The sequence below is a fragment of the Rhizobium sp. BK512 genome, assembly GCF_014194915.1.
Classification (GTDB): Bacteria; Pseudomonadota; Alphaproteobacteria; order Rhizobiales; family Rhizobiaceae; genus Rhizobium.
Genome location: NZ_JACIAS010000004.1, coordinates 311,395 through 329,426, shown reverse-complemented (window position 1 = coordinate 329,426; position 18,032 = coordinate 311,395). Strand labels below are relative to the sequence as shown.

Here is an 18,032-nt window from a genome sequence, read left to right as displayed (position 1 = left end):
CCGGCCTTCCTTCCGCATGATCCCATCATCATCCCAGATATCCAGGGGAATAGGACAATGACTCGCCTTGCAAATAAGACAGCCCTGATTACCGGCGGCACCAGCGGTATCGGCCTTGAAACCGCCCGCCAGTTCATCGCCGAAGGCGCTCGCGTCGCCATTACCGGCAGCAGCGCCAAAAGCGTCGACGCCGCCCGCGCGGAATTCGGTGACAAGGTTCTCGTTATCCAGGCCGATGCCGGCAATGTCGGTGCTCAGGCTGGGGTTGCCGAAACGGTAAAGAACGCTTTCGGCACGCTCGATATCCTCTTCGTCAATGCCGGTATCGCGGAATTCGGCCCGGTCGAGAGTTGGAGCGAAGGGGCTTTCGACAAGTCCTTCGCGATCAACGTCAAAGGCCCTTACTTCCTGATCCAGGCTCTGCTGCCGATTTTCTCGAAGAAGGCTTCGATCGTGCTGAACACCTCGATCAACGCTCATATCGGCATGCCGAATTCGAGTGTCTACTCGCTGACGAAGGGTGCGCTGCTGACGCTGGCCAAGACGCTGTCAGGTGAATTGATCGGTCGCGGCATCCGCGTCAACGCCATCAGTCCCGGCCCGATCTCTACACCGCTCTATGACAAGCTCGGCATTTCGGAGGCCGATTCCAAGGCGATGGCTTCCCATATCCAGTCGCAGATCCCGGCCGGCCGCTTCGGCGATGTCAGCGAAGTCGCCAAGACCATCGTGTTCTTCGCCTCTGACGAGGCTGCCTATATCGTCGGCAGCGAACTCATCATCGACGGCGGCATGAGCAACCTCTGAGATTTCTCCTGCACATCAGAGGTATCGAGCAAAGGCCGCGGCGCTCCCGCGGCCTTTGTATTCATGCACCGATGACGAGACGGCGGATCGCCGTTTCGATCGTCGTCGTGCCCTTCAGCGATTTCTCGCGTCCGCCCTCGAAATCGATCCAGCCCTCGTTGAAACCATCGAGCATGCGCATCCGTGGCTCTGGGTTCTTCATGCCCTGGGTCCGGAACAGTTCCTCCCAGTTCTTACGCGGCACGATTTGCGCGGATACCGGTTTGCCAAGTGCCTTGGCAAAGGCAGCTGCTATCATGGCCGGGCTGACGCGCTCGCGGGCTTCCAGCTCCTCAACGCGTACGCCCTGCCAGTCTTCACGCAGCATTTTCGCACCGAGCGCGCCGATATCATCAACGGCAATCATCGGCACGGTGCGGTCGAGAGGCTGAAGGAAGCTCGGAATGATGCCGCTTTCGCGGGCTGGCGCCACATCCCAGGCAGCGTTTTCCATGAACCAGGCAGCGCGCAGGAAAGCGACCGGGATGGAGAGCGTCGAAAGCTCCTTCTCCACGATGCCCAGCTGGCTCAACAGGTTCGGCTGTTTCGCCTGTGCGCCGACGGTCGACAAGCAGACAAGTTTTTCTGGCCGCGCCGCCTCGAGCGCGGTCTTCAAGGTTGCCAGCATGCCTTTCACCTCCGGAAAACCCGGTGTGGGATCGAAAAGCGGTGGGATGACGAGAAAGACGCCTTCGGCCCCTCTGAACGCTGATGTCAGCGATATCGCGTCATTCATGTCGGCGACAGCAATCTCGCAGTCCCGTTCCTTCCAGCCGGCCGCCTTTTCGGGGTTTCTTACGACCGCGCGAACCTCGGCGCCATCTTTCAGCAGATGATCGGCAACAGCGGCGCCGACCTGACCTGTCATTCCTGTTACAGCAAACATGGGGCAACTCCTTTACTCGGGTTGGCCCACTATGCCGATGCGCCGTCTTTGACTGAAGTGCGCTTACGTCACATGATTAGTGACACCAACGCAGCAATTCGCGATCTGCGTTCCGACTATCATCCGGATGTCGCAGACAGGCCTTGTTTCGACGCCCGATAGGGCATATCGGCTATGAACATCCTTCCGCGTGACCGCTCCCTATCCCTTTCCTGTCGGAGCCTCGCCCGTCTCTTCGGAGTTTCACATGCTGATCGGCATCCTGTGCGGTCTTGCCACCTGCGCGCTATGGGGGCTCAGCTTCGTTGCCCCGCGCGTCGTCGCACCCTATACGGCGATCGACCTGACGGTGGCGCGCTACGGGCTCTTTGCCGTCGTCAGCCTTATCCTGATGATCAATCCGCGTTTTCGCCCAGCGGGCTTGCGACGCTCGCTTGTTCTGACCGGCATCGCGCTCGGCAGCGTCGGCTATGTCGGTTATTTCATGAGTATTTCCTATGCCGTGCGCTACGCGGGCACGGCCATCCCCCCGCTCGTCATCGGCACCATGCCCGTCCTGCTCGCCATCATCGCCAATCTCAGGGAGAAGGTCATCGGCTGGAGAGCACTGGCAATACCGCTGATCCTGATAGCCATCGGCATCGGCTGGGTGAATGTCTCGATCTTTGCCACGACATCCGCCGGCGATCAGACCGAGATCCTGTTCGGCATCGTCGCCGCTCTGATCGGACTGGCGCTCTGGGTCACCTATGGCATGATGAGCGCTGCCGTCATGCAGTCGCAGGATGCGCCAAGCGCCATGCATTGGACCGCTCTGCAGGGGATCGGCGCCGGCATCGGCTCAGTCGTCCTCCTGCCCTTCACTTCGCTCGGGGAGGTAGTCAGCTTCACCGGCGTGCAGACCTTTCACTTCGTGCTCTGGGCGGCCGTCATGGGCATTGCCGGATCGTGGCTTGCCACGCTGTGCTGGATGATTGCCTCGCGTATTCTGCCGCTGGCACTCGCCGCCCAGCTTATCGTTGCGGAGACGGTCTTCGGCCTGTTCTATGGCTTCCTGTTCGAGCAGCGCATGCCGACAGTGCCCGAAGCCGGCGGCGCGATCCTGCAGCTGATCGGCGTCGGAATGGCGATTGCGATCTTTACCCCGAAGCGGCCCAAGCAGGCCTGAGCATCGGCGATTGCATGTTTTCCGCCAAAGGCTTAGGGTTTTGCCCAATCAAAGAAGCGGCGGGAAAAACCATGGCTCTCAGCGGCAAGCGCATCCTTCTCATCATCACAGGCGGCATCGCGGCCTACAAGAGCCTTGATCTCATCCGCCGCCTGCGGGAACGCGGCGCTTCCGTGCGTCCGATCATGACGAAGGGTGCGCAGGAGTTCGTGACCTCGCTTGCCGTCGGTGCGCTAGCGGCAGACCATGTCTTCACCGATCTCTTTTCCAGGCAGGATGAGCAGGATGTCGGGCATATCCGGCTGGCGCGCGATTGCGATCTGGTGCTGATCGCGCCCGCTACCGCCGACCTGATGGCCAAGATGGCGCATGGGCTTGCCGATGATCTCGCTTCCACGGTGCTGCTTGCCACCGATAGGCCGGTGCTTGCCGCACCCGCGATGAACCCTAAAATGTGGACGCATCCGGCGACGAAACGCAATATCGAGACCCTGCGGCGCGACGGCATCCGCTTCATCGGCCCTGTCGCCGGCGAGATGGCGGAGAGCCGCGAGGCCGGCACGGGCCGGATGGCGGAGCCGCTGGAGATCGTTGCGGCTGCCGAAGCACTGCTCGACGACGGGCCGAAGCCGCTCGCCGGCCGGAAGGCGATCGTCACCTCAGGCCCGACGCATGAGCCAATCGATCCGGTGCGGTACATCGCCAACCGTTCCTCCGGTCGGCAGGGTCATGCCATTGCCGCGGCCCTGGCGCGACTCGGCGCGGATGTGACGCTGGTGTCCGGCCCGGTGACGATCCCCGATCCGGCCGGTGTCAGGATGGTGCATGTCGAGCGCGCTGAAGAGATGCGCGACGCCGTGCTTGCCGCCCTTCCCGCCGATGTCGCCGTCATGGTGGCAGCAGTCGCCGACTGGCGGGTGGCTTCGGCGGCTGACCAGAAACTCAAGAAGCATCCGGGTGAATCCATTCCGACACTGGCGTTGACCGAGAACCCGGATATCCTCAAGACCGTCGGCCATCACACGACGCGACCGAAACTCGTGATCGGGTTTGCGGCAGAGACACAGGATGTCGAGGCCAATGCCAAGCTGAAACTGGATCGCAAAGGCGCGGATCTGATCGTCGCCAACGACGTCTCGCCATCCACCGGCATCATGGGGGGTACGCGCAACAGCGTGAAGCTCATCCGGCGCGACGGCATCGAGCAATGGCCGGATCTATCCAAGGACGAGGTGGCGGTACGGCTGGCCGCGCTGATCGCCGAACAGCTTATGCGGGGATAGAAAAAGGTTCTGGCCTCGCAGCCGCAGGCTTTTCCGGCCGGAAAGACGTGATCTCAAGACCCTCGGTGCTGACGATCACAGCACTCCCATCAGGGATTTCCCGCCAGGCATCACCGTCATCGTTCAGCGGCTCGGAAACGAGGCAGTACCCCTTGGCAAGCGGCGAGGCATAGAGGGTGGGTGCCTTGCGGTCAGTGGCATAGCGAACCGCGTAAAGAGACTTTCCATCCGAGAAGGCCGCGGTGAAGCGCAGCAGCACGGATCCCAGAATATTCTCCGCCAGGCCTTCGACGAACGCGATGGTCTGCGCCATGGCAGCGATCGGTGCATCCCGAAGACCGAACTGCAGAGCGAGCAGGAACAGGAGTTCAGAATCCGTCGTGCCGCTGCGGGCATTGAAGAGTTCGTCATCCAGCATAGTTTCCATCGGCCGACGCAGACGCTCGAAACCGGAGATCTGGCCGTTGTGCATGAAAGACCAGGTTTCATGCGTGAAGGGATGGCAGTTGTCGCGGCGCGTGCCGCCGCCGGTCGCGGCCCTGACATGCGCGAGGAACAGTGGCGAGCGGATCTGCCGGGCCAGGCTCTTCAGATTGCAGTCGGACCATGCCGGCAGGATATCGCGGTAGCGGCCCGGCTCGGGCCGGTCACCATACCAGGCAATGCCGAAACCATCGCCATTCGTCGCCGTCTTGGCGCGGGTGGCGCAATGGGATTGCTCTATCAGGGAATGGGCGGGAGAGGATACCAGCTCCTCCAGATAGAGAGGGTCTCCGCGATAGGCTGCCCAGCGACACATGCTCTTGCTCCGGCCCGCCGCCTGCGCGGCAGGAATGCTGAAAACGTCTTCGATTGTCTGACGCTACGGCTAACAACAACTTAATGACTATCCGATTTGCCAGGCCAAGTTGACCAATTCTTGACGCTGATCGACATCACTTTCCGCAAAAACAATAGGGATTTGCGTGATCGCAGCCATGGAAAATCAGACAATTGCGCGACATAACCCAACGCCGGCTAAAAAACAGCCATGCGATTTTTTCTTGCATCTCCGGGGAATCGGCTTACGTTTAGATCATTATCAACGTAACGAAAGGAAGGTGATCCAATGTCTAATGAGTTTTCGGACCTCGTAATGGGCATGGAAGTGGTGATGGAAGCGAGGCAGCCCTCGCACTAAACCCCACCTTCCAGGGACCGCATAAGACGGTCCGGCCAATTACAGGCCAAACCTCATGGAAAGGGTCGCGAAAGCGGCCCTTTTTTATTTCCGCGGTGGCAATTGACGCTGGAACGAAAGCAACCTATTCACAAAGTCATCCGATGACTTTATGAATAGTGTCATGCAACCACTCAACAAAACAAACCTTGCCGATACGGCGACCGAAGCAATCCGCAGCGAGATATTCGCCAAGCGCTGGGCTGTCGGCGAGAAGCTGCCGAACGAGGCCACGCTATCGGCCATGCTTTCGGTCAGCCGCGGCACGGTGCGCGAGGCTGTGCGCGTTCTCGTCTCGCAGGGTCTTCTGGAAACGCGGCAGGGCTCCGGCACTTATGTGCTTTCGACCACCGACAACAGCCGGCCGCTCACAATGGCACGGCGCGCCGGCCTGCGCGACCAGTTCGAGGCGCGCTGTGCGCTTGATGTCGAGGGCGCACGGCTTGTCGCCATCCGCAAGACGCCTGATATCATCGCCGGGCTTCGCAGACTGCTTGCCGAGCGCGGCAACTATGAAGGCGGCGATCCCGCAGGCTTTATCGAACGCGATCTTGCCTTCCACAAGGCCGTCATCGCCGCTTCGGGAAACCGGGCGATGATTGAAATCTACGATTTCTTCTCCATCTCCATCGCGGAAACCATCGCCGCCACGCTCGACAGGACCATTCCTGAGCCTGACATCCAAGCGCATCAGGCGATCGTCGACGCCATTGAGACGGGCAGCCCCGACAAGGCCGATGCTGCCGTACGCGCCTTCATGGCACCCATCCTTTCCGCTCTCGACCGGATGCTTCTTTCATGACCATGACCGTACAGAATGTCACGTCCTCGTTTGACGCCGCCGACGAGACAATGATCGATGCCGAAATTGACAGCGTGCCTTCACCGCTGCCTCCGCAGAAGCAGAGCACAACAGCCCGCTTCCTGCTTGGCGCCAGCCTCGTGCTGATCGCCTTCAATCTGCGCCCGGTCTTTTCCAGCGCTTCCGCCCTGTTGCCGGAGATCCGTGGGGAACTCGGCCTGTCGCCACTCGGCGCCAGCCTGCTGACGACCTTGCCCGTCGTGTGCCTCGGCGCCTTTTCTTCACTTGCTCCGCGGCTTGCCCAGCGCATCGGCACGGAGCGGACGCTGCTCGGTGTGCTCCTGCTGCTGACGCTCGGTACGGCGCTGCGTGGCTTTTCCTCCGTGCCTCTGCTCTTCTTCGGTACCGCTCTTGCCGGTGCTGCGATCGCCGTCGGCAACGTGCTGCTGCCCGGACTGGTGAAACGCGATTTCGCCGCGAATACGGCTCTGATGACCGGCCTTTATACGATGGCGCTCTGCGCGGGGGCCGCCAGTGCCGCCGGCCTGACGCTACCGATCGAACATGCGCTCGGCGGTTCGCTGGACGGCGCGCTCTCCGTCTGGGCGCTGCCTGCGCTCTTGGTCGGGCTCATATGGCTGCCGCAGGTCTTTGCGAGCAGCCGACAGGCCCGGCGCAGCGGTTTTCGCGTCGAAGGTCTGTGGCGGGATAAGCTTGCCTGGCAGGTCACGCTCTTCATGGGCCTGCAGTCGGCGCTCGCCTATTGCGTCTTCGGCTGGCTGGTGCCGATCCTGCGTGAGCGTGGTCTCGACGGCATTGTGGCCGGCGGCATAGTCTCGGTCTCCGTGATGGTGCAGGCCGCCGCCTGCCTATTCGTGCCGCACATCGCCGTACGAGGCAAGGATCAGCGACTCATCAACGTGACGCTCTGCGCTTTCGCTGTCGTCGCACTGCTCGGCCTGCTCTTTGCCCCGCTTTCCACCGTCTGGATCTGGGCCGTGCTGCAGGGCATTGGTCAGGGCGGGCTGATCGCCGCGGCGATGACCGCCATCGTGCTGCGTTCGCGCGACCCGCATGTCGCCGCTCACCTTTCCGGCATGGCACAATGCGTAGGCTATCTGCTTGCCGCCGTCGGGCCGTTCATTGTCGGTCTGATCCGCGGCTGGACTGGCAGTTTCGCATGGTGCGCGGTGCTTTTCGTCGCGCTCGGCCTTGGCGCCGCGTTCAACGGGTGGCGGGCCGGCCGGGCGCTGCATGTGAATGCGCGCACGGTCGAGAAAGGCGAATGAGCCAGCCTCACCTTCGCATCACCATCTCTTGATCTCCATCGAAGGGGTTCGGCTGCTACCCTATCTCAGCCGCATTCCGCCCCACCGGAGGAAAAATCCTTGCACTTCCGATCCCTGCTTCTGTTCGCCGCGCTGACCGCTACGCTCGCACCCGCGTTCTCCTTTGCGCAAGAGGCCGGTGAACGACGGGCTGCGTCAGCTCAGGGTTCCTCCCGCGACGGCGTGCTCAAGCTGCTGCCGCGAGATTCCGTAACCGAGCACGAGATGACAACGGCCGACGGACGCAACATCGCCTACACGGCCACGGCTGGTACGCTCGATCTTTTCGGCCAGGATGGCGCGCAGAACGCCGCGATCTTCTACACCGCTTATATCGCCAAGGATGCCGGGCCGAACCGGCCGCTGACCTTCGCCTTCAATGGAGGCCCGGGCGCGGCTTCCGCCTTCCTGCATCTTGGACTTGTCGGCCCGCGCATACTCGATTTCGGGCCCGATGGCCGGGACGGCGCAAACGCGAAGCTCGTCGACAATCCCCATAGCTGGCTCGATTTCACCGATCTCGTGCTGATCGATCCTATCGGCACCGGATGGAGCCGTACGGTAAAGGCGGACGACGCCTCGAATTATTACAATGTCGGCAGCGACGCGCAGACGATGGCGAAGGCAATCGCCCTCTATGTCGCGCACAATAATCGTGCCAATTCGCCGAAATATCTGCTCGGCGAGAGCTATGGCGGCTTCCGCGCCGCAAAGGTCGCCTCGGCGCTGCAGCAAAACCAGGGCATCATCATTGCCGGCACCGTCATGCTTTCGCCGCTGCTCGAAGGCCAGCTGATGTTCAATGCCGACCAGTTCGCATTGGGGGCTGCGCTGGAATTCCCCTCATTGGCAGCCGCCGAAGCCGACCGGCGCAAGAGCTTCAGCGAATCCGGCCAGCGCGATGCGGAGAAGTTTGCACTTGGCGACTACCTCACCACGCTCGCCGGCCCGGCACCGACAGGGGACGCGGCAGCAAGCTTCTATAGCAGGATCTCCAGCCTTACGGGCATCCCTCAGGACATCGTCACCCGCAATCGCGGCTTCCTCGGCAATGCCTACACCAAGCATTCCGGCAAGCAGGCGGGCGAGGTGATGAGCCCATACGACGCGGCCTTCGCAACGCCCGACCCCTTTCCGGAATCCGATTACGACCGAGGCGACGATGCGATCCTCGACGGCTTTACCAGAGCCTATGGCGGCGCCTTCGCCGACTACGCCCGCAACGAGCTCGGCTTCAAGACAGAGATGACCTACACGCTGCTCGAAAACGATATCAGCCAGCGCTGGGAGTGGGGCGGCGGCCGCGGCGGCGGTTCACGTTTCCAGGCGAGCGCAACTGATGATATCAGGCAGATGCTTGCCTCCAACCCGTCCTTCCACCTGCTGATAGCCCACGGCTACAGCGATCTCGTAACGCCCTACGGCGTCAGCCGCTATGTGGTCGATCACCTGCCGCCGTCCCTGGCGGGAAATCGCGTGTCGCTGAAACTCTATCGCGGAGGCCACATGTTCTACACGACAGCTGGCCAGCGCGCCGCATTCACGACGGATGCAAAAGCCTTTTATGCCGAGCATCCGGTGAGCCCGCCAGCGGATTGAACGACGATCGAGGGTTGCCGGAGGGCTGTGCTGACCTAGTTTCCCCGGCATGGCAAACAGCAATCAGCTATCAGAAGCTCCGCCGTCCGGCAGCGCTTCCCGGCAGGATGAAACCCTCTCCACACTCTCTTCCTATCTTCAAAACGGTGCATTCTTCCTCGATATAGACGGCACGCTCCTCGATCTCGCGCCGACGCCGGATGAGATATTCGTGCCGCCGTCGCTTCCCGCGCAGCTCGATACGCTCTCGCAGAGGTTCGGCGGGGCACTAGCTCTGGTGACCGGACGAGGCCTTACCTATGCCGACCGGCTCTTCGCTCCCTTCCAGTTTCCAATCGCCGGATTGCATGGAGCCGAGCGCCGCAGCCCTGACGGCAGCATCTTCAAAGTAGAGCCTACGGGCGAGTTCGAGAGGCTGAAGATCGAGCTTCGGGCAGAAACGGCCAGCTGGACCGGCATCCTGATCGAGGACAAGGGCGCAGCCGTTGCCGCCCACTATCGCCTTGCGCCCGAGCGGCTGGCGGAACTTACCGTGCTGATCGAGCGTTTCGTCAACCGCGCAGGTCCGGACTGGACCCTCCAGCGCGGCAAGATGGTTCTGGAAATCCGGCCCGCCAGAGCCAACAAGGGCGATGCACTGGAGAGTTTTATCGCAACCCCGCCCTTCCTTGGCCGTCGTCCGATCGCCATTGGCGACGACATTACCGATGAGTCAATGTTCCGCGCCGCAAACAGGCTTGGCGGCTACTCCATCCGCGTCGGTGCACCTTCGCACGAGACAGACGCGCGCGGCATCCTGCCCTCCGCAGCGGTGGTCCGCGAGATCGTCGCGCGTTTTGCCGGCTGATTGCGTTTTGCAATTATTTCTAATGAAAGGAATTTGCCATGAGCCGCCTTGTCGTCGTTTCGAACCGCGTGCCCGTTCCGGAGAAGAAAGGGGCGGCATCTGCCGGCGGGCTCGCAGTGGCACTGGAGGCCGCCCTTGAAAAACGGGGGGGCGTCTGGATGGGCTGGTCGGGCAAAATCAACGACGCGGGCGAACCCGGACCGCTTGCGATCGAGCAGCGCGGCAACATCACCTATGCGCTAACCGATCTGACATCCAAAGATGTCGACGAATATTACTTCGGCTTCGCCAATCGCATGCTCTGGCCAATCTGTCATTATCGACTCGACCTCGCAGAATATGGGCGCACGGAAATGGCCGGCTATTTCCGTGTCAATCGCTTCTTCGCCCATCGGCTGGCGCCACTGATCAAGCCTGACGATATCATCTGGGTGCACGATTATCACCTGATCCCGCTTGCCGCCGAACTTCGACAGATGGGTATCAGGAACAAGATCGGCTTTTTCCTGCATATCCCCTGGCCGCCCGCCGACGTCCTCTTCGCCATGCCTGTCCATGACGAGATAATGCGGGGGCTCGCCGCCTACGATCTCGTCGGCTTCCAGACTGATCACGATCTGGAGAACTTCGCAGGCTGCCTGCGCCGGGAAGAGATGGGTGACATGATCAGCGAAGGGCTTTTCGTCGCCGGCGAGCGCAGGTTCCGCGGCGGAGCCTATCCGATTGCCATCGAGACGGCTGCCTTCGCGGAATTCGCGAGGAAAGCCGGCACTCACAGCATGGTCCTGAAGGCACAGCAGAGCATCGAAAACCGCAGCCTCATCATCGGCGTAGACCGGCTGGATTACTCCAAGGGCATCACCCAGCGCATCGACGCGTTTGAAAATTTCGTCACCAACAATCCGGCGCATCAGCGCAAGGTCACCTACCTGCAGATCACACCGAAATCCCGCTCCGAGGTGCCCGAATATGAGGCGATGCAGCGCATGGTCGCCGAACAGGCGGGCCGCGTGAACGGTGCACTCGGTACGGTCGATTGGGTGCCCATCCGCTACATCAACCGCTCCGTGAGCCGGCCGGTGCTTGCCGGCCTCTATCGGCTCGCCAAAGTCGGGCTTGTTACGCCGCTGCGCGACGGCATGAACCTCGTCGCCAAGGAATATGTTGCCGCCCAGAACCCCGATGATCCAGGCGTTCTGGTCCTCTCCCGGTTCGCCGGTGCGGCGCGCGAGCTGAACGGCGCTCTGCTTGTGAACCCCTACGACATTGTCGGCACATCCAATGCGCTGGCGCGGGGGCTCAACATGCCGCTTCAGGAGCGCCAGGATCGCTGGAGACGGATGATGGACCATCTGCTGGAACGCGACGTCTCGCGCTGGTGCAATGACTTTCTCGGTGATCTTGCCGCCTGAACGGTTTGACGGGCGCATCTGCCAGAAGATAATCTCGCTGACAACAAGCGGAGGATTCCATGAAGATCAGTGCACGCAACCGCCTGAAGGGCAAGGTCGTGGATGTGGTGAAGGGTGCGACGACGGCACATGTCCGCATCGATATCGGCAATGGCACCATCGTCACGGCCTCGATTACCAATGAAGCCGTGGACGAACTCGATCTCAAGGTCGGCGCCGAAGCCTATGCGGTCGTCAAGGCCTCCGACGTGATGGTGGCTGTCGACTAAGCTTCATGCCTCGGACACATCGCCGGTCTGAAAGTCGCCCGGCTGCGGCGGCGCAATGGGCGTGAAGAGCGTCCGATCCGGCTTCAGATCGAGGAGCGGCGTGCCATCGAGGCAATCCATGCCGCGCACAAGCACCGTATTGCCTTCGACAGCTTCCAGCTTGACGATGGAGGTGCCGATCGGGTTCGGCCGCACGGGTGACCGCAGTGAGAAAGTACCATGCGTCTTGCCGTTGCGAGCCGGGCTCTGCAGCAAGAGGTCGCGCCGTGACTGGTGTAGCCAGTAAAGCACTTCGAGCCGCTCGAAACCCGCAACGCCCTGCAAAGCCGGCACCCAGGGGTCGAAGATCTCAATGCGGCAGAGCGGCCCGTCATGCCGGCCCTGACGCGGCGTCTCCATCCGCGAGGTCCACGGCGTGAAAATCCGACCGATGAAGACGAGGCCGGCGTCGGTTGCATCAGGCGGATTGTCCAGCACCAGCTCGTTTTCGCGGATCTCGTTTTCTCGAACCATCATATGCTCTCCTTGCAAGACGGCACTATGCATGACGATGTGGTGGCTGGACTACACCGCATACCTTCAGGCCGGCAACGGATTTTCTGGCCAGTCCGCCGTCATATCCGCCTGAACGGGCCGCTCCATATAGGTGGAAAGTGCCACATAGCTTTTGGTAGAGGTCACGCCGGGAACGGAATGGACCTGGGACAGAAAAGCTTCCAGGGCGCGCGGGCTCTCGGTGCGCACCTTGAAGATGACGCTGGCGTCGCCGGCAACAGAATGCATTTCCTCCACTTCGGGAAAGCGGCAGAGCTGCATCAGCCTTTCACTTTTGCCCCAGCCTGCGGCCTCGACATGCACGAAGGCCAGCAATGGCTTGCCGAGCGCGGCGCCATCAAGTGCAGCATGCGCACCTTTCATGACGCCGGACCGGCGCAGCCGCTTGACGCGCTCGTGCACTGCAGGCGGCGACAGGTTGACGGTTTTTCCCAGGGCCGCATAGCTCTGCAGGGCATCCTCCGCCAGGGCGCCTAATATCCTTCGGTCGAAGAGGTCCAATTGTTCGGGCCTTTGTCTGCTGCGTCGAATACCATTCGTTTCTTTCGTCATTCGGAAAATCTGCCTTATCGCCGAAGAATATTCGGCAATAATAGCGCCAAGCTTTCAGATATTCGAGGAGATCTTGAAATGGAACTGGTGAAGCACAGTCCTAGCGCCGGCATCTATGCGGCAACATCGGATTATATTCACGCGATGGAGGTCAGGAACCCCACCCGCTTTCTCTTCGTGAGCGGCACAATGGGCCTCGACGCGGAGGGTGCGCCGGGCAAGGATCTATCGGTCCAGCTCGACCTTATCTGGTCGAACCTGCGGGCGATCCTTACGGATGCCGGCATGGGGGTTAGCAATATCGTACGGTTGACCAGCTATCTCGGGGATGCTGGCCATGCCGAAGCAAACCAGAATGCACGGCTGGCCGCACTCGGTGATCATATCGTGCCGACCACCGCTATCGTTGTTCAAACGCTCCAGAAAGACTGGCTGGTGGAAATCGAAATCATCGCAGCCGCATGAGAGAATACCGCCCAGCATGGGAGAATGCCGCCCCGCGGGACAGGGCGGCAAAGGACGATCAGGCAGCCTGGCGGAGCAGGCCAAGGGCTTGGTCCAGGTCGATCTCTCCCATGAAGCTGCCGGTGCTTTCGGCCTTCTCCTGATGCTCAATCGCAAGCGCGAAACGAACAGCGGGCTCTTGCAGCATGCGCTGATAGAGATCATTCACCGCCGGAAACCGTCCGATATCGACGGTCTTGTGGAAGTCGTTCCAGCGGGCGATGCCGGTGAAATAGGCGTCGGCGATGCCAGGCCGGTCGCCCAGCAACCATTTCCGGCCGGCAAGCAGGCGCTCCAGCGTCCGGTGAGCCTTCTCCACCTTGGCCTTGCCATAGGCAACGAGAATCTCCTTCTCCGCAGGCTCCAATTCATGCTCTACCGCGTGCCAGAGCGGGCTGAAGGCGTTGAAGAAGCTCGTGTTCAGATAGGCGAGCATCTGGTTCAGGCGATCGAAACCCACGGTGCCCTGCGCAAAGCCCAGTCCGTTGTCGGTGGACTGCGCGCCTATATTGTTCAGGATTGCCATGCTTTCGCTGATCAGCCGGCCGTCGGGCAACAGCAGCGACGGCGTTTCGCCGACCGTATTGATATGCCGGTATTCGTCCCCGGAGACGACCTCGGGCATCTGGATTCGGCAGAGACGATACGGTAGGCCGGACCATTCCAATGCAACGATGGAACCGAAGGAGCAGCCTTCCGGCACGCCATAAAACAGTATGAGGGACATTATGGGTCCTTTCCATGAGGAATTATTGACCCGCGCAATATGATTTCGTGGACGATGAAGCGGCAGACGACAATAATGCATCTTAAAGTCCACAGGCATGGAAGATGATATGGCGGCCTTCAATCTCAACGATCTCCAGCTCTTTGTGCAGGCGGTTGAAAGCGGCAGCTTCACGGCCGCAGGGCGCCATCTCGGCATTCCGAAATCAACGATCAGCAAACGCGTGGCGGAACTTGAAGAAAGGCTTGGCGTGCGGCTGATCCAGCGCACATCACGAAGCTTCGCACTAACGGATATTGGCGGGGAGTTCTTCGAGCACGCGCAGGCCTCGATCATCGAAGCAGAAATGGCCGAGGGCATCGTCCGCAGCCGCCTTGCGGAGCCGAGCGGCACTGTCAGACTGACGGCTGCCGTGCCGACCGCGCAGTTCATGCTCTCCAAACATCTGGCCGAGCTGACGGCGCGCTATCCAAAACTGAAATTATCGCTGCATGTGACGGACCGCTTCGTCGATATCGTTCAGGAGGGCTTCGATATTGCGCTGCGCAGCCACCGCTCGCCACTCGGCGATTCCACGCTCGTGCAGCGCCGGATCACCACCCACCCGTTCCTGCTTGTAGCCTCGCCCGATTATATAGCGAAATATGGAAAGCCCGAGCGACCCGAGGACATCGCCATCCACAAGGGGATCATGCCGAGCCTCTCCGGGGAGCAATGGCGACTTATTTCAGATGACGGCGCGGAAGTCGTGATAGGGCCTCAGCCTGTCATTGCAGCGGACGAACCGATGGTGCTGCTGAAAGCCGCTGCCGCCGGGATCGGCATAACCATCCTGCCTACGTCGGTCTGCAACGACGCGCTGCAAGATGGCCGGCTGATACGCCTGCTATCCGGCTGGACAGCAGGCAGCATCACGACGACGGCACTGATGCCGCACCGGCGCGGGCAGTTGCCATCCGTGCGCGCGGTTGTCGAGTTCCTGGCCGAGCGGCTGGCAGGATGATCAGGCAGCTTTGGCCGCGTGATATTCCTTGATCGCCACCATCCTGATGGCCGGATAGCGCTCCGCCTCATAACGGAGCGAGAAACCGTCCTGCGCCAGGAAGACCGGGTCGCCGTCCAGGTCACGGGCGATATCGCCGCGCTTGACGGTCAGGAACTTGTCGAGTTCCGCGGCCTGCTCGGACGAAATCCAGCGGCAGACGGAGAAGCGCGACATTTCGAAGGAGACGGGCAGACCGTATTCGGCCATTAGCCGTTCCTTCAAGACATCGAGCTGCAGCGCGCCGACGACACCGACGATGGCGGGCGAGCCGTCTTCCGGCTGGAAGAGCTGGACCACGCCTTCTTCCGCCATTTGCTGCAGGGCCTCCTTCAGCTTCTTGGCCTTCATGGCGTCTTCCAGGCGGACACGGCGCAGGATTTCAGGCGAGAAGTTCGGCACACCCTGGAATACCAGGCTTTCGCCCTCCGTCAGCGTGTCGCCGATGCGCAGCGTGCCGTGGTTCGGGATACCGACCACATCGCCGGCGAAGGCCGTATCGGCCAGCTGGCGCTGCGAGGCGAAGAAGAACTGCGGCGCCGTCAGGCCGAGCTGCTTTCCTGTACGTGCCAGGCGGGCTTTCATGCCGCGCTCCAGCTTCCCGGAGCAGATTCGGGCAAAGGCGATGCGGTCGCGATGGTTCGGGTCCATGTTTGCCTGAATCTTGAAGACGAAGGCCGTCATCTTGTCTTCGGCGGCATGCACGGTTCTGATATCGGCGACCTGGTCGCGCGGCGGCGGCGCGAAATCGCCGAGCGCGTTGATAAGATCGCGGACACCAAAATTGCGCAGCGCCGAGCCGAAGAAAACCGGCGTCATGTGGCCTTCGAGGAATGACTCCCGGTCGAAGGGACGGCAGGCTTCGATTGCGAGCCCCACTTCTTCGATAAAGGCATCGCGCTCATTTTCCGGCAGCCGGTCGGCGACACTCTGCGGTCCGTTGACCGGCGTAACGGCGACTTCCGTATCGGAGCCGCGCACGGTGTTTTCCTTCAGGTGGTAAGAGCCGCAGAAGGTCTTGGAGCGACCGATCGGCCAGGTGATCGGGGCCGCATCCAGTGCCAACTTCTCTTCGACTTCATCGAGGATTTCGAAGGGATCGCGGCTTTCGCGGTCCATCTTGTTGATGAACGTGATGATCGGAATGTCGCGCATGCGGCAGACTTCGAACAGTTTCAGCGTACGCGGCTCGATACCCTTGGCGGCGTCGATGACCATCACCGCGGCGTCCACCGCCGTCAGCGTGCGGTAGGTATCGTCGGCGAAGTCTTCGTGACCGGGTGTGTCGAGAATGTTGAAGACATTGCCTTCATATTCGAAGGTCATGACCGAGGTCACGACGGAGATGCCGCGCTCGCGCTCGATCTTCATCCAGTCCGAGCGGGTCTGCATGCGGTCCTTCTTCGCCTTCACCTCACCGGCGAGCTGAATGGCGCCGCCGAACAGCAGCAGCTTTTCGGTGAGCGTCGTCTTACCCGCGTCCGGGTGCGCGATAATAGCGAATGTGCGGCGGCGGGAGACCGCCTCGGCGAGACTTTCGGCCATAGTGTGAATCCTGTGGAATTGCGGCGTATCTAGCGATTAAAGCGCGCCATTGCAATTGACCTTGCTGCTTGCGGCGCGAAGTAATGCCGCATGACCATTCACACAGACACCCGCCCCACCCTCAATCTGATCCGCCTGCCGAACGGCCAGGGCCTGGATCTGCCCGCCTATGAAACGCGTGGGGCAGCCGGCATGGACCTGCGCGCGGCCATTGACGAGGACAAGCCCCTGGTGCTGGCGCCTGGCAAACGCGCGCTCGTCCCGACGGGCTTCGTCTTTGAAATCCCCGAGGGTTTTGAGGGCCAGGTACGCCCGCGTTCCGGCCTCGCCGCCAAGAACGGCGTCACCTGCCTCAACGCGCCCGGCACGGTCGACTGCGATTATCGCGGCGAAGTGAAGGTCATTCTCATCAACCATGGCGAAGAGGATTTCACCATCACGCGCGGCATGCGCATCGCGCAGATGGTAATTGCACCCTTCACCCAGACCCACATCGCCGAAGTCTCGGAAACGACGGAAACCGCGCGCGGAGCCGGTGGCTTCGGCTCGACTGGGGTATGAGCGCGGCGCACCTGACCGGTCTCAATTTCCGACAGGACTATTTCAGCGACCCGGCGGCCTGGGCCGCCCTCGTCTCGCTTCTCGACGATACATTCGGCATCGATATCGATCCGTTGCGCGATCTCGGCGGTCCGGACCCGACAAGCATGCCCTTCGGCTGGTTTACCGATGAGGGCGTGCTTGCGGCCAATCTTTCCGCCTTCGCAATGCCCTTTGTCCTCAACGGCCGGCTCATCAACGCGGCCGGGCTTCAATCCGGCGCAGTCCGTCCGCCGTGGCGCGGCCGAGGCCTCTATCGCGATGTGACGCAGAAGGCACTTGCCTGGTGCGAGGCACAAGGATTCGAGGCAGTGATCCTCTATACGGACAAGCCCGCACTCTACGAGAAATATGGTTTCCGTCCGCTGCCGCTTCACAAATATGTCGGACAGGCGCCCATCGCCATGGATCATAGCGGATCACGGTCGCTTCAGCCTCGCGATACCGAGGATCTTGCCCTGCTCCAGGGTCTGCTTGCGACCCGCAAACCGGTATCCGAAACGCTTGCCGTCGCCAGCAGCCCGGCCATGTTTCTGATCAATACGCTTCTCGATACCGACGTCCGGCTGAGTTATCTCGAAGAGTACAAGGCAGCCGTCGCGTGGAAAATGCCGGCGGATGGCCATTTCGCTCTTCTCGATGTGGTCGCGGCAGAAATCCCCTCATTTGCCGCAATCCTTGCCGGCCTCGGCATTCTGGCGACGACAGTCGAAACACACTTCCGCCCGGACAGGTTTCAATGGTCCGGCAAGGCAGTGCCTTACGAAAGCGGAACGCGGCTGATGGTGCGCGGGCCGAAAGGCAGTCTCGACCATCCCGCCATGCTCTCTCCGCTGGCGGATTTCTGA

Annotated in this window: 19 protein-coding genes; 13 read left to right on the top strand and 6 right to left on the bottom strand. The window is 61.4% G+C overall.

Going from position 1 to position 18,032, the window contains the following annotated elements; translation table 11 throughout:
• Positions 1-57 precede the first annotated feature (57 nt).
• Positions 58-807, top strand: coding sequence for an SDR family oxidoreductase (locus FHX06_RS16815; protein WP_183880141.1), 750 nt, complete (start codon positions 58-60; stop codon positions 805-807).
• Between the two features lie 61 nt (positions 808-868).
• On the opposite strand, the gene FHX06_RS16810 is transcribed toward FHX06_RS16815, so the two are convergent.
• Complete coding sequence (locus tag FHX06_RS16810; RefSeq protein ID WP_183880139.1) at positions 869-1,732, bottom strand: NmrA family NAD(P)-binding protein; 864 nt, start codon at positions 1,730-1,732, stop codon at positions 869-871.
• Between the two features lie 247 nt (positions 1,733-1,979).
• On the opposite strand from FHX06_RS16810, the gene FHX06_RS16805 reads away from it, so the two are divergent.
• Both FHX06_RS16805 and coaBC read left to right on the top strand, forming a co-directional pair.
• Positions 1,980-2,900: a DMT family transporter gene (locus FHX06_RS16805; protein ID WP_183880136.1), complete on the top strand. Its 921-nt coding sequence runs from the start codon at positions 1,980-1,982 to the stop codon at positions 2,898-2,900.
• A 71-nt stretch (positions 2,901-2,971) separates the two neighbouring features.
• Entirely contained in the window at positions 2,972-4,183 is a 1,212-nt protein-coding gene (coaBC, locus tag FHX06_RS16800; protein ID WP_112970033.1) for a bifunctional phosphopantothenoylcysteine decarboxylase/phosphopantothenate--cysteine ligase CoaBC, read from the top strand.
• Here coaBC and FHX06_RS16795 read toward each other — a convergent pair.
• Positions 4,170-4,982: a class II glutamine amidotransferase gene (locus FHX06_RS16795; RefSeq protein WP_112541859.1), complete on the bottom strand. Its 813-nt coding sequence runs from the start codon at positions 4,980-4,982 to the stop codon at positions 4,170-4,172. The genes coaBC and FHX06_RS16795 overlap by 14 nt on opposite strands.
• Before the next feature lie 544 nt (positions 4,983-5,526).
• Here FHX06_RS16795 and FHX06_RS16790 point away from each other — a divergent pair.
• From FHX06_RS16790 to FHX06_RS16765, 6 genes are all read left to right on the top strand, one after another.
• The gene (locus FHX06_RS16790) at positions 5,527-6,204 is read left to right on the top strand and encodes a FadR/GntR family transcriptional regulator (protein ID WP_183880134.1); all 678 of its coding nucleotides are present in this window, start codon (positions 5,527-5,529) and stop codon (positions 6,202-6,204) included.
• Positions 6,201-7,493 carry a CynX/NimT family MFS transporter gene (locus FHX06_RS16785; protein WP_183880132.1) on the top strand — a complete coding sequence of 431 codons (1,293 nt, stop codon included), beginning with the start codon at positions 6,201-6,203 and terminating at the stop codon, positions 7,491-7,493. The genes FHX06_RS16790 and FHX06_RS16785 overlap by 4 nt, the downstream gene beginning before the upstream one ends.
• A gap of 99 nt (positions 7,494-7,592) precedes the next feature.
• On the top strand, positions 7,593-9,131 hold the full coding sequence (locus tag FHX06_RS16780; protein ID WP_183880130.1) for a S10 family peptidase: 1,539 nt from the start codon (positions 7,593-7,595) through the stop codon (positions 9,129-9,131).
• Between the two features lie 49 nt (positions 9,132-9,180).
• Positions 9,181-9,978 carry a trehalose-phosphatase gene (otsB, locus tag FHX06_RS16775; RefSeq protein WP_113013122.1) on the top strand — a complete coding sequence of 266 codons (798 nt, stop codon included), beginning with the start codon at positions 9,181-9,183 and terminating at the stop codon, positions 9,976-9,978.
• A gap of 38 nt (positions 9,979-10,016) precedes the next feature.
• Positions 10,017-11,390, top strand: a complete 1,374-nt coding sequence (gene otsA / locus FHX06_RS16770) for an alpha,alpha-trehalose-phosphate synthase (UDP-forming) (protein ID WP_112541864.1) — start codon at positions 10,017-10,019, stop codon at positions 11,388-11,390.
• Positions 11,391-11,449: 59 nt separating this feature from the next.
• Positions 11,450-11,659, top strand: coding sequence for a molybdopterin-binding protein (locus FHX06_RS16765; RefSeq protein WP_112541865.1), 210 nt, complete (start codon positions 11,450-11,452; stop codon positions 11,657-11,659).
• A gap of 3 nt (positions 11,660-11,662) precedes the next feature.
• Here the strand turns inward: FHX06_RS16765 and tsaA are convergent, their stop codons facing one another.
• A complete protein-coding gene (tsaA, locus tag FHX06_RS16760) occupies positions 11,663-12,172 on the bottom strand; it encodes a tRNA (N6-threonylcarbamoyladenosine(37)-N6)-methyltransferase TrmO (RefSeq protein WP_113147068.1) in 510 nt (169 codons plus the stop codon).
• A 66-nt stretch (positions 12,173-12,238) separates the two neighbouring features.
• Positions 12,239-12,766: an Lrp/AsnC family transcriptional regulator gene (locus FHX06_RS16755; protein WP_113114885.1), complete on the bottom strand. Its 528-nt coding sequence runs from the start codon at positions 12,764-12,766 to the stop codon at positions 12,239-12,241.
• A gap of 78 nt (positions 12,767-12,844) precedes the next feature.
• Here FHX06_RS16755 and FHX06_RS16750 point away from each other — a divergent pair, with 78 nt between their 5' ends.
• Positions 12,845-13,231: a RidA family protein gene (locus FHX06_RS16750; RefSeq protein ID WP_113207093.1), complete on the top strand. Its 387-nt coding sequence runs from the start codon at positions 12,845-12,847 to the stop codon at positions 13,229-13,231.
• A gap of 58 nt (positions 13,232-13,289) precedes the next feature.
• Here FHX06_RS16750 and FHX06_RS16745 read toward each other — a convergent pair whose 3' ends face one another.
• Complete coding sequence (locus FHX06_RS16745) at positions 13,290-13,997, bottom strand: glutathione S-transferase family protein (RefSeq protein ID WP_113207094.1); 708 nt, start codon at positions 13,995-13,997, stop codon at positions 13,290-13,292.
• Between the two features lie 109 nt (positions 13,998-14,106).
• Between FHX06_RS16745 and FHX06_RS16740 the strand changes: the two genes are divergently transcribed.
• The gene (locus FHX06_RS16740; protein WP_113207095.1) at positions 14,107-15,000 is read left to right on the top strand and encodes a LysR substrate-binding domain-containing protein; all 894 of its coding nucleotides are present in this window, start codon (positions 14,107-14,109) and stop codon (positions 14,998-15,000) included.
• Here the strand turns inward: FHX06_RS16740 and FHX06_RS16735 are convergent, their stop codons facing one another.
• Entirely contained in the window at positions 15,001-16,584 is a 1,584-nt protein-coding gene (locus tag FHX06_RS16735) for a peptide chain release factor 3 (RefSeq protein WP_183880128.1), read from the bottom strand. It lies immediately after the preceding gene.
• Positions 16,585-16,674: 90 nt separating this feature from the next.
• On the opposite strand from FHX06_RS16735, the gene dut reads away from it, so the two are divergent.
• Positions 16,675-17,145, top strand: coding sequence for a dUTP diphosphatase (gene dut, locus FHX06_RS16730; RefSeq protein WP_113211267.1), 471 nt, complete (start codon positions 16,675-16,677; stop codon positions 17,143-17,145).
• Positions 17,142-18,032 (top strand): GNAT family N-acetyltransferase, encoded by an 891-nt coding sequence (locus FHX06_RS16725; RefSeq protein ID WP_113211266.1) that lies wholly within the window; start codon positions 17,142-17,144, stop codon positions 18,030-18,032. Before dut ends, FHX06_RS16725 begins: the two co-directional genes overlap by 4 nt.

Bases quoted from the DNA above. Each gene is read 5' to 3' on its own strand.
- otsA (WP_112541864.1), top strand. From the start codon at position 10,017: ATGAGCCGCCTTGTCGTCGTTTCGAACCGCGTGCCCGTTCCGGAGAAG.
- otsB (WP_113013122.1), top strand. From the start codon at position 9,181: ATGGCAAACAGCAATCAGCTATCAGAAGCTCCGCCGTCCGGCAGCGCT.
- FHX06_RS16785 (WP_183880132.1), top strand. From the start codon at position 6,201: ATGACCATGACCGTACAGAATGTCACGTCCTCGTTTGACGCCGCCGAC.
- tsaA (WP_113147068.1), bottom strand. From the start codon at position 12,172: ATGGTTCGAGAAAACGAGATCCGCGAAAACGAGCTGGTGCTGGACAAT.
- FHX06_RS16735 (WP_183880128.1), bottom strand. From the start codon at position 16,584: ATGGCCGAAAGTCTCGCCGAGGCGGTCTCCCGCCGCCGCACATTCGCT.
- FHX06_RS16765 (WP_112541865.1), top strand. From the start codon at position 11,450: ATGAAGATCAGTGCACGCAACCGCCTGAAGGGCAAGGTCGTGGATGTG.
- FHX06_RS16805 (WP_183880136.1), top strand. From the start codon at position 1,980: ATGCTGATCGGCATCCTGTGCGGTCTTGCCACCTGCGCGCTATGGGGG.
- FHX06_RS16790 (WP_183880134.1), top strand. From the start codon at position 5,527: ATGCAACCACTCAACAAAACAAACCTTGCCGATACGGCGACCGAAGCA.
- FHX06_RS16745 (WP_113207094.1), bottom strand. From the start codon at position 13,997: ATGTCCCTCATACTGTTTTATGGCGTGCCGGAAGGCTGCTCCTTCGGT.
- FHX06_RS16815 (WP_183880141.1), top strand. From the start codon at position 58: ATGACTCGCCTTGCAAATAAGACAGCCCTGATTACCGGCGGCACCAGC.
- FHX06_RS16725 (WP_113211266.1), top strand. From the start codon at position 17,142: ATGAGCGCGGCGCACCTGACCGGTCTCAATTTCCGACAGGACTATTTC.
- FHX06_RS16795 (WP_112541859.1), bottom strand. From the start codon at position 4,982: ATGTGTCGCTGGGCAGCCTATCGCGGAGACCCTCTCTATCTGGAGGAG.
- FHX06_RS16750 (WP_113207093.1), top strand. From the start codon at position 12,845: ATGGAACTGGTGAAGCACAGTCCTAGCGCCGGCATCTATGCGGCAACA.
- FHX06_RS16755 (WP_113114885.1), bottom strand. From the start codon at position 12,766: ATGACGAAAGAAACGAATGGTATTCGACGCAGCAGACAAAGGCCCGAA.
- dut (WP_113211267.1), top strand. From the start codon at position 16,675: ATGACCATTCACACAGACACCCGCCCCACCCTCAATCTGATCCGCCTG.
- FHX06_RS16810 (WP_183880139.1), bottom strand. From the start codon at position 1,732: ATGTTTGCTGTAACAGGAATGACAGGTCAGGTCGGCGCCGCTGTTGCC.
- FHX06_RS16740 (WP_113207095.1), top strand. From the start codon at position 14,107: ATGGCGGCCTTCAATCTCAACGATCTCCAGCTCTTTGTGCAGGCGGTT.
- coaBC (WP_112970033.1), top strand. From the start codon at position 2,972: ATGGCTCTCAGCGGCAAGCGCATCCTTCTCATCATCACAGGCGGCATC.